This is a genomic window from Chloroflexota bacterium (assembly GCA_016197225.1).
Classification (GTDB): Bacteria; Chloroflexota; Anaerolineae; order Anaerolineales; family VGOW01; genus VGOW01.
In genome coordinates this window covers 1-8,460 of the sequence record JACPWC010000004.1, presented here as the reverse complement: position 1 = coordinate 8,460, position 8,460 = coordinate 1, and the positions used below count along the sequence as shown (strand labels likewise).

Sequence of the window (8,460 nt, the reverse complement as noted above, 5' to 3'; positions counted from 1 at the left end):
CTTGGTGTGGCAGGCGACACAATCCGTCAGGCCGGTGTGGTTGAAGGTGGCCGGTTTCCAGGCCGTCGTCGCGTGACACGTGGAGCACTGGCCTTCAAAGTGATTGGCCGGTTTGTTCTTGGTGTGGCAGGCGACACAGTCCGTCAGGCCGGTGTGGTTGAAGGTGGCCGGTTTCCAGGCCGTCGTCGCGTGACACGTGGAGCACTGGCCTTCAAAGTGATTGGCCGGTTTGTTCTTGGTGTGGCAGGCCACACAGTCCGTCAGGCCGGTGTGATCGAAGAGCGCCGGTTTCCAGGCGGTGGTGCTGTGACACGTCGAGCACTGGCCTTCAAAGTGGTTGGCCGGTTTGTTCTTGGTGTGGCAGGCCACACAATCCGTGAAGCCGGTATGGTTGAAGGTGGCTGGTTTCCAGGCAGAGGTGGTATGGCAGGTGTCGCACGCGCCCGGAAAGTGATTGACGGGTTTGACTTGCGCATGGCACGTCTCGCATTGGCTGGGTGTGCCACGATAAACATTGTTGACGTGGCAACTCGCGCAGGCAATTACCGCATGCTGGCCGGTGAGCGGGAAGAGCGCATGAGAGCCAGGTCTGGCATTGGGCGGGAAGGGCACGCCGTGTGGCGGGATCACGACCAGCGAGCCGTCACTGCTGGCTGTGGTCGCTCCTTTGCTCTCATTGTTTGTGGCCGGCGAAATATTGATGGCGGCGACGCTGGAAGCTTTGTCGGCAGACTTGCCGCTGGTGATCTCCAGCAACACAGCCGCTTTGACGCTGGCTCTGGTGTAAATATCAGGTTGGGTCACCGGCACCACCCTCAACTGGCCGAGCACGGCCTGGATGTTAGCCGCCAGCCGGGCCAGGCGGGCGTATAGCGGCCCGGCCTGTTCAGCCGGGACGGCGTCCACGGCCACCACCGCCGCGTTCACAGCCTCGTCAAGATATTGCAGAGCCAACAACTCATGCTCGCTTCCGATCCGCGCCCCCAGGTCCATCAGCCGAAGCTCGGCCAGATCGATCAGCTGACTCGCCAGCTCAAACTTGTCGAAGACGAGTGAAAATCGCACCTCCTCGGCCCAGCGCTGAATCGGAAACAGCGGGTCGCCCGCGTAGAACGGCGCAAAGATGGCCATGGCCGAAAGCGCGCTACCCGCAATTAGCGTCAGGGCGATCAATATAGTGAGTAAAAACGTTAATCGTTGGCGTAAGATCATGAGTTGCTCCTCTCCTTGCTCAAGCCTGGGGGCAGGCTACACATTCTTATCCTCAATCAATTCAAACAAGTCATCACCTTCGACTGTTGAAACCTGTTGTTTCTCGTAAACCTCAACCACGCTGATTTCGGCCAGCATCGTGATCACCCTCAAGTTCCCCAGGCCGGGCGCTCTTTGGCTCAATTCAAACAGCCGGCCTACCGTCAACGGCCCGCCTTCAAACAACACTACAGTGCCGGGCCGCCAGTCCGTGAGCCATTGCAAAACATCCGCCTCGCCCCGGTAAATGATGCGTAAGACCTCAAGGTCGGCTTGTTCGGATGACAACAGCCGCCTTAGCCCTTCGTCGAACAAGTTGCCCTGGCCAACAATGAGTAAACGTTGCATGGCTATTCCTTAATAAGGCGACAGGGTTGACAGGGCCGCTCCAGCCGGCGGTTTCGCCCTCGCCCCTTCCCAGAATTTTTTGATCGCCCGATTCATTGCCGGGCCACCCGCCTCCAGGTGGGAACGGATCGGGCGAATGTCCACCTGCCGCTCGATAAGATCGCGCAGTGGGTCGGCCAGAGTTTGTTCGCCGACGACGAGCGCGCCCACCAGTCGTTCACCGCTCAGCGCCAGGCGGATCGTGTTCGGGCCAGACTGCGACCAGGCGCTGGCGTAGGCGCGCGGCTGGGTCGCCCAGATTTCTGAGGCGCCGCGTGATAGATGCTGAAAAATTTCCGGCTCGGCCTCATCGCGCGTTCCGCCAAGCTGGCCGATGGCGGTGATATGAAGGCCGAAGAGCAGGCAGGCGTTGAAGGGCGTGCCTTTCAGGTAGGGCAGGCGTTTGCCCGTCATGTTGGCTCCGGCAATGCGCCCGGCGGCGATGGCCGTCGGCCAAAGCACGTCCAGGGTGTGCTTCTGTGTCCAGCGATCCCAGATTTGGGCGCAGTCGCCGGCGGCATAAATGTTTGGCTCGCTGGTTTCAAGGTATTCATTGACCAGGATGGCGCGATCGGTCTTGATGGGCGTGCCACGAATGAGATCGAGTTGCGGCTTGACGCCGATCCCGGCTCCGACCAGGTCGCACTTGAAAATAGAGCCGTTGGTCAGTTTTACGCCCGCCACCCGCCCGCGCTTGTCGCCCAGCACTTCGGCGATCTCGGTGTTGTAGTGAATCTTGACGCCGTGCTCGATCATGCGCGCTTCGAGCATTTTGGACTCGACGTCGTTGAACACAGTTGACCACAGGGTAGACTTGCGAACAAAGTAATGGGTGTCGAGGCGGTGATGGGCCAGCCCTTCGGCCATTTCCAGGGCGGTGATGCCGCCGCCGATGACGACGGCCCGTTTGGCCGCTTTGGCTTTGTTGATTAGCTCGCGAGTGCCGTCGAGCGTGTCGAGAAAGACGACGCCATCCAGTTCTGAGCCGGGGTAGGGGAGCGGAACGGCGCGCGCGCCGGTGGCGATGAGAAGCTTGTCGTAAGGCAGGCGTCTGCCGTCGGCCAGCGCCACTTGGCGCAAGGCGGCTTCCACTTTAGTGACGCTTCCGTACACGACTTTGATCTGTTGCCGGGTGTACCACTCCGGTCGCCGGGCAATCACTTGCTTTTCGGGAATCTCGTTGATGATCACATAAGCCAGGCCGGGCCGCGAGTACATCGGATACGGCTCGGCGCTGATGAGAGTGATCCGGCCCTGCCGGTCGTGGGCGCGAATTTCTTCGGCGGCGGTGACCCCGGTGGCTCCGTTGCCAATGATGAGATAGCGCGTCATCGGGTCAACTCGCTTTCGGCCATGATCATGGCAGCCAGTTGCGGTTCGTTTTGCGTGTTCCAGCGCAGGGTGCCGCGCGGGCAGGCGTCAATGCACTGGCCGCACTGCACGCAGTTGGGGTCGTCCACCATCTGGCCGATGCGGGCGTAATCGCGCACCATGATGCCCACCGGGCAGTTGTAGCCGCACACGCCGCACTGCACACATCGCATGGGATCGGAGATCACTCGCCGGTCGCCTTCAAACGTTGCCGGGGCCGGGGTCAGTCCAAAGAGATTTTTAAAGAAGCTCATTGTTAGTTGCTCCCTTCCTGTTTCTGGCCGGTTGCGTGGCAGGCGGCGCAGTCGTCAAGTTCGTGGTTGCCCAGGTCCACGTTCTGGTGCTCATCCTGAGTCTTGGCCGGGTCGTGCTCGTGGCAACCGTAACAGGTGTAAGTGGTATAGGTGTTGGTGTGGCAGGTGGCGCAGGCGATCTCGCCCTGGCCGCCGTGATCGAGCGGGAAGATGTGTTGGACAAGCTGGGCCGGCGCCCAGGCCGTCGTCGTGTGACACGAGTCGCACTTGAGGCCGAAGACTCCGGCATGCACTTCCGGTTCGCGGTGGCAGGCCGAACATTCTTTGGGCGTGCCTTTGAATTGCTGATTGACGTGGCAGGCGGCGCAGTCCAGAGTGGCGTGCCCGCCGTCGAGGATGAAGACGGTGTTGTGATCAAAGTTCTTCATATTGCCCGCGCCGTCGTGGCAACTGGCGCAGTTGGGGCCGTATTGTTGAACGTGCCGGGTCATGAAGGCCAAATCGCGATTCCGGTGACAGTCGGCGCAGGTTTGAGGCGTGAACGAGAAATCGTTAGCCGTGTGGCAGTCGCGGCAGGCAAAGGTTGAGCCGTCGTAGTTGCGGGAGTGGTTGACGAGTTGGAAACCGGTCGCGGCATGATCGAACGCCGCCTGCTCGCCGAGTTTGGCCGGCTTCCAGCCGGCGGGTGTGTGGCACTCGGCGCAATCGGCGCTGAACAGGCCGGCATGAACCGGCGGCTCATTGTGGCAGGCGGCGCACTTGATGGCCGTGTCTGGCGCGGGTACGCTGGCGGTGTGGCAGTCGGCGCAGTTAACGGCGGCGTGCTTGCCTTCGAGCGGGAACCTGGTTTGAGCGTGATCGAAATTGTGCATCTTGTCCACGCCGTCGTGGCAGGCCAGGCATTGAACGCCGAAGGCTTCGGTGTGCGCGGCCACAAAGGTTGCATCCTGGCCCAGGTGGCAATTGACGCACGAGCCGGCGTCGAGGGTGAAGGTGGTCTCGGTGTGGCAGGCCTCACATTTCATCGCCGATTGGTCGTAGTCAACGTAGTGCCAGGCCAGGCTGAAGCCGATGGCGGCATGATCAAATTTTTTGAGGGCCAGCGCGTTCGGGTCAAACTCGCGGCCCTGATGATCGCGATGGCACGACTGGCAGTCGGCGACGTCGGTGTTGGTCATGCCGCCGTGCAGGCCGGTTCCGGTAGTTCGTTGTTCGTTCACGTCAGTGTGACACCTTTCGCATCGTTCGGTGGTGAGGCCGTGAAGCGGCTCGTGGCACTCCAGGCAATTGTTCTCAAACTCGGCGTGCGCTTTGAAGCCCTGGATCGGCGTCTCCTGGGCGGCGTAAGCGGTGAGTTCACCGGGGCTGAAGATCGCGCCGCCGGAAACGAACAGGGCAACCGCCACACCGATGATGAACATTAGCCCGCCCAGACACCCCACCGGCGACAGCACCGGATGTTGGCGGCCTAACGCCATAAACCGGCTCCCAGCACGACGGTGGCGACAATGTGAACTCCGGCGGAGCCGAAGAGCACCACGCCCATTGGCACGTGCGCGATGTGCCAGACGCTCAACAGGCGGCGCGCGGCCTGCATCATCCGCATCTGCCGCTCCAGGTTGCGGCGCTGGTTCAACAGGCGCTCAACATCGCCCAGCTTGCGCTTCTCGGATTTTTCCAGTTTGCGAATCTGGCGGCGCAGGTTGCGATGGTATTGCCAGTCGTCCCAGCCGCGAAGAAAAACCAGCGACCAGTCGCCGCGCGCGCGCCGCCGGCGTTTGGCGTCGGCCATTACCAACGTCTGCACCGCCGCCGAGCGCTTGTCGGCCAACTGGTTGATCGCTTCTTGAATTTGATTGATTTGGGCGGCCAGCTCCGCCGACGAAGTGGCGGCCCCGGCGATGGAGTGGGGGATGGCTGTGTACAGATACCGCCCCACGAAGCCGCTGGCGACTACCAACACGGCAACGCCCATCGTAAACCCGGCCAGCCCTTTAAATTCAAAGGCGGAATGCATCAGCACCATGAATGGGCCGACGATGCCGGTGAAGATGTGAATTGAGAGCCAGTAGCGCACCGGCCCAAAGCGGAACCAGGCGGCGCGTTTGCGCAGGCTGTACAACACTTCGGTGGAGACCATGAGCAGGGTGCCGATGACGCCCAGCGAATGACCAAAGGGCTGGCCGCCGCCCGGCTCGGCCACCAATTCGTAGATCACATACACGCCGCTGAGCATCAGGCACACGAGCAGGCTGATCTTCAACTCGCGAGAGTCGTCCATGCTTTTGGCGCTTCCGCCCGCGCCCACACGACGGGCGGCGCTTGAGAGTTTAAGGTTGAGTGATTTGTTCATGGTTTGATGAGCCTCATCGTACAGAAAAGCGACGGCTTTGTGTATTGATTTAGACGGAATGCGACTGATGATGAACGCGGCTTGGACGATGCAGGCACATTAAATTTCAAGCGCCTTAGAAAAAGAGTCGCTCAATTGACAAGGAAAGTTATGGATGTGATGGAAGAGGTGACAATGTAATAGTTCTTGTCGTTGAAAGAACTAGTCACTTGCACAATCGTTAAACCGGCTCTACCAGATTGAGTGTGAAACCCTTAACGCTAAGGCGCAAAGCCGCCAAGAAACAAATGGGTTTTTCTTTGGGCCCTGGCAACTTTGCGGCTTTGCGTTAAAAAATCCCGTTAAACCCGGAAGAGCCGTTAAACCAAAAAGCAGTCAGGCTCTTTCTAATTTTTGAAAGACCCTGACTGCTTTTGAGCGAGTGCGCCGAACGCATCTCAATGGCCGCAAGCGCCAGAAGAAGACTCTATTTGCAACCGCTCAACGCCGACTCGTTCGGCCCGCCTGAGGTAGTGCCGTTTCCTCTACAGTCGCTTCAGGTGACTCATCAAAGCCGGCCGCCGGCTGTACTTCTCCTTCAACTTCTGCAAATAAGATTTCCATTCCTGTGTTTGCCCCAGATGTTGGTAAGCCTTCTTGGCCCGTTTGAGCCACCCGGCGGCAAATGGATAATTCTTGCTTTTGGGTTCGGTCATCAGCCGTTCCGCATGTTTGACGCCGGCTCGGGCCACCCACTCTGGCCGGTGCTCGATCACCCCGTCGGCCACTGCTTCCACAACCGGATACCAGACATCCCGCCCTTCGGCCACTTTGATCGCCTCATCCCATTCTTCTTCAAACAGGAAAACTTCGGCCAGCACTTGTGTGTTATAACCTTTGCGTGTCTGTTGGATGACTTCATCGCGCAATTTAGCCCATCGTGTCCCGGCGAGTTGTTTGATGGTTTTGTATTTTTCGAGAGAGGGATTCTCCGGGAAGGCCGCCAGCCACGCCTCCAACGCCTGTTTGTTTCGCCCCTGCGCCTCCTCCACCGGCCCCAGCCATTCGCCCAATCTGACCTTTGAGCCTTTCAACTTCAGGCCGCGTTCGCCGATTTCAATCGCTTCGTCAATGTGTTTGGAAGCGCGCAATTGCTCGGCCATTTGTTGAGCTTCGTCGGCAAACTCCAGATGCTTCCCGGCATATTTCATGGCTTCAGGCAGGCGCTTGAGTTCGCACAACTTGATCGCGTAACGCAAGTGGCGATTGGCTTTCTGGCACACCGCCAGATATTCGTCGGTGCGGCCCTGGCGTTGTAGCACGTTCAGCTTGGCTTCGGTGAGATCGCCGCGCGGCGGCGACCCCGGCCAGCCTCCGTCATTCGCTTCATACTCGCCCTCTTCATCTTCCCAATCGTCGTCTTCCGATTCGTCGTCCCACTCGTCGTCATATTCATCCTCGTCGGCGGCCCGGTGTTTGGACGTTGTGTCTGAAGGGAAGTCATCCCAGCCACGCTTCGCGGCCTGAATGGCAATATGCAAGTTGCCGTCCATTCCGTAACTGGCGGCGTAATTAACGAGTTTGGTCAGCTTGTCGGCCAGCTTGGTTCTCTCGACGGCGCTCAAGTCCAGGCTCAGAACGGCTTCAGCCAGCGGCTGGCCCAACTCGCCGACAAAATCGCCCAGTTCGCCATTCGAGTCGTCGAGGTACTCAATGCCCCGGCTGGATTCTTCGAGGAGGGTGAGGAGGATGGCCAGGGCCGTGTCGGCGTCCCCGGCGTCGAGAAACTTCATGGCCGAGTCCACTACCTGGCGCAATTCGTTGGCAAGGCCCCCCACGTGCCAGTACGCTTCCGACATTCTCATTCCATCGAGGCTGTGCATGATGCCAGCGATCTGGCGGCGATAAATGTCGGCGTCCACCTTTTTGCGTTTCGTTTTGGCCGCCTTGCCTTTGGTTGCCGGAACGGCCAGGGCGGCCTCGACCCGATCGTAAAGCTCAGGTCGCTCGCGCAAAAGATTGGTCAGGAGCGCGGCCAGATCATCACGCGAGAGATCGGCCAGCAACTCGTCTGGTTCCTTACGAACGGCAAAGCGTTTGGGGTGGTGGACGTAGGTGAGCAAGAGGGCGACGATGTGCTTGCAGTAGCCGCCGAACTCGTAAGGACAGGTGCAGGTGGCGTCTTCGATACCGGCCTCGTCCAACATTACTTGCACCCGGTAATAGGGCGCAGAAGTTCCGGCGCAGTCGCCCATCAGCACGTTGCCCCGGAGGCTGGTGTTGGAGATGGCGCCGTCTTCGTAATAGGCCTCGCCGCGCTGAAAGCTTTGCGGCTCGGCGCCGGCGTGGATCATGGAGAGGGTGATTTTGGGGAGGGGAGCGTGGGCTTTCATTAGGGTGGCCTTCCGGTGGTATGCGAGGGTGAGGAAGCCGCGCTTTGGCTTGCGAGGAGGATTCTACGACAGTTTTTGTTCGCCCGGTAGTTGTTTTGGGGAATGGAGTGCCCGCCAAAGTTTTTGAGGGTCTCCCGGCTTGAACGTGAAATAGGACGCGGGCGCAAAGCGCGCAGATGAACGCAGATTTTTTTCCGGCTCTACAAGATTGAATGTGAAAACCCTTGACGCAAGGACGCGAAGCCGCCAAGAAATGAACAGGTTTTTCTTTGCGCCCTGGCAACTTTGCGGCTTGGCGTTAAAAATTCCCATCGCGAGGACGCGGTTGGGGAGCGTCATAATGTTATTCCTGATAAGGTTTGATGTGAAAACCCTTAACGCAAGGACGCAAGGACGCGAAGCCGCCAAGAAATGAACAGGTTTTTCTTTGCGCCCTGGCGACTTTGCGGCTTGGCGTTAAAAATTCCCATCG

8 protein-coding genes are annotated in these 8,460 nt (G+C 59.4%); all 8 read right to left on the bottom strand.

What is annotated here, in order from left to right; translation table 11 throughout:
• Nucleotides 1-1,212, bottom strand: a 1,212-nt coding sequence (locus HYZ49_00625; protein ID MBI3240787.1) for a cytochrome c3 family protein, incomplete at its 3' end; no start/stop codon positions are given.
• Between the two features lie 36 nt (nucleotides 1,213-1,248).
• Nucleotides 1,249-1,599 carry a hypothetical protein gene (locus HYZ49_00620; GenBank protein MBI3240786.1) on the bottom strand — a complete coding sequence of 117 codons (351 nt, stop codon included), beginning with the start codon at nucleotides 1,597-1,599 and terminating at the stop codon, nucleotides 1,249-1,251.
• A gap of 9 nt (nucleotides 1,600-1,608) precedes the next feature.
• Nucleotides 1,609-2,970, bottom strand: coding sequence for an NAD(P)/FAD-dependent oxidoreductase (locus tag HYZ49_00615; protein MBI3240785.1), 1,362 nt, complete (start codon nucleotides 2,968-2,970; stop codon nucleotides 1,609-1,611).
• Nucleotides 2,967-3,263, bottom strand: coding sequence for a 4Fe-4S binding protein (locus tag HYZ49_00610; protein MBI3240784.1), 297 nt, complete (start codon nucleotides 3,261-3,263; stop codon nucleotides 2,967-2,969). Before HYZ49_00610 ends, HYZ49_00615 begins: the two co-directional genes overlap by 4 nt.
• A gap of 2 nt (nucleotides 3,264-3,265) precedes the next feature.
• Nucleotides 3,266-4,741 (bottom strand): hypothetical protein, encoded by a 1,476-nt coding sequence (locus HYZ49_00605; protein MBI3240783.1) that lies wholly within the window; start codon nucleotides 4,739-4,741, stop codon nucleotides 3,266-3,268.
• Nucleotides 4,732-5,616 carry a hypothetical protein gene (locus HYZ49_00600; GenBank protein MBI3240782.1) on the bottom strand — a complete coding sequence of 295 codons (885 nt, stop codon included), beginning with the start codon at nucleotides 5,614-5,616 and terminating at the stop codon, nucleotides 4,732-4,734. The genes HYZ49_00605 and HYZ49_00600 overlap by 10 nt, the downstream gene beginning before the upstream one ends.
• Nucleotides 5,617-6,140: 524 nt before the next feature.
• On the bottom strand, nucleotides 6,141-7,988 hold the full coding sequence (locus HYZ49_00595; protein MBI3240781.1) for an SWIM zinc finger family protein: 1,848 nt from the start codon (nucleotides 7,986-7,988) through the stop codon (nucleotides 6,141-6,143).
• Between the two features lie 63 nt (nucleotides 7,989-8,051).
• Nucleotides 8,052-8,327, bottom strand: a complete 276-nt coding sequence (locus HYZ49_00590) for a hypothetical protein (protein ID MBI3240780.1) — start codon at nucleotides 8,325-8,327, stop codon at nucleotides 8,052-8,054.
• Between the last annotated feature and the right edge of the window lie 133 nt (nucleotides 8,328-8,460).